Here is a 2112-nt window from a genome sequence, read left to right on the forward strand (position 1 = left end):
CTGAATGTGGAAGAGCTCGCGATTCAAATGAAAGTGAAAATGGAAGTGGTGGACAATACGCTCGACTTGAAGTTCACCGAGATCCTGGAGAACGGAACGACGAAAGTGAAAACCATCGAATTCCCGAACCATAGTTTGGTCTCCGTCTCTTCGACACAGCCCAAAGCACAGGAGACAGCAGCGTGGTTTACCGGCGAGTGGAATAAAGTTTTCGAGGAATATAACGATTTGAAAAATGGGGCGCAGAACTTGAATCCGAGCGGACGTACCTTCGGGTTCGTCAATTCCGATAAGTTGGCGGCAACGATCATCAATAATGTCATCAATGGCAACGATAAAGTACGTGCTAGTGTATCTGACGCAGCGCCAGGCGAGAAAATTGCAGCGCTCGCTAACGGCGCATGGACATATCGCGAAAGCATGGTTGCCCCAGCTCCGGAGGCGCTGCCATGGTCGAAAGTTATTATTACTCCTGACGCTAATCATGACGGGGTTCTGGACTGGCAGGACGGTGCGATTGTGTACCGCAGTCATTCCGATATGCCGTACGGCAGCGACATGATTAAAAATAATATTTCATGGATCAGCATGAATATCGCAACGACAGGTATGCCATTCCTGCGTTCACTGGATAATGGCAAGAAGATTGCTCACTTGACTGACGGCTTCGGCCAAATTGTGCTGCAGAAGGGGTATCAAGCGGAAGGACACGATGATTCGCATCCTGACTATGGCGGTCATATTGGGATTCGCCAGGGCGGGAAGGAGGATTTCAACTACTTCCTGACGGAAGGCAAAAAGTATAACATCAAAGGCGGTGTGCACATCAATGCCACGGAATACCATTTGGATGCCTTCCAAACCAAGATGGCTAATATGATTACACCGCTGAGCAAAGGGTGGGGTTGGCTCGATCAGGCCTACTATGTCGACCAGCGCAAAGACATTGAGTCAGGCGAATTGAAACGTCGCTTGGATATGCTGAAAGATGACACAGGAAACAATCTCGACTTCGTGTATGTTGATGTTTATACAGGAGCTGGATGGAATGCGAAGAAGCTCGCCGAATACATTAACGGCAACGGCTGGATGCTCGGTACCGAATTCGCCGGTCCGCTGCAAGAACAAGCGGCATGGGTTCATTGGGGGACAGATCCGGGTTACCCGAACGAAGGAGATAATAGCAAAATCGTTCGTTTTATTCGCAACAGCAATGTGGACGGGTTCATGAGCGATCCGCTTTTGAAAGGCAACAAGCAGTCCGGTGTTGGTTACTGGCAGCCTAACTCCCAATTCTACAGCTATCAAGAAGTGACCAAAACGTTTTTTAATCAAAACTTGCCGACGAAGTACATGCAGTATTTCCCGATTACGAAAATGACGAACGATCGTGTGGATTTTGAAGGAAATGTATCGGTTGCAAGAGCAAGTGATGGGAAAGTCCATTTGACCAAAGATGGCAATGATATTGCGATTATGACTGACTCCAGCAATGTGAGTAACAGTACGGTATTCATCCCATGGGATCCAGTGAAAGAAGACAAGATTTACCACTGGAATCCGGCTGGTGGCAGCACAACATGGAAGCTCCCTGCCTCATGGAGCGGTGTGCAGACTGCGAAGCTGTATAAGCTTACTGATGTAGAGCGTCAGTTCGCTGGGGATGTGAACGTATCGAATGGACAAGTGACTCTGACAGCTGAGTCCAATGTCGGTTATGTGCTGTATAAGACAGCAGCGCCGCAAGAGGCGGAAACGATCTGGGGCGACGGTAGTCCGGTCAAAGATCCAGGCTTTGACAGCCATAAATGGGGGACTTGGAACAAATCATCTTCCGCTGGAACAACGGATCACATCAGCTTCAAGAAAAACAGCAACGCTGACGATTATCTGGAAATCAAAGGCCCTCAAGATGCGAAGGTTGAGCAGGTTATCACAGGACTTGAGCCCGGTAAAACTTACAGCGCATCCGTCTGGGTCAATGTATATGGAACGGACCGCAGATCCGCCATTAGCGTGAAACAAGGTGACAAGGAAGTTTCTAATTACTTGGAGGATACGAAGCTGAAGTTTTTCGCTCCGCAGCACAAGTATTACAACACGAACTTCCAG

Annotated in this window: 1 protein-coding gene; it reads left to right on the forward strand. The window is 48.6% G+C overall.

Annotated features, from left to right (window positions below):
- Positions 1-2112, forward strand: a 2112-nt coding sequence (locus tag AC1DUA_RS35020; RefSeq protein ID WP_477504124.1) for an endo-alpha-N-acetylgalactosaminidase family protein, incomplete at both ends; no start/stop codon positions are given.

The sequence above is a fragment of the Paenibacillus sp. 01T422 genome (assembly GCF_056398785.1).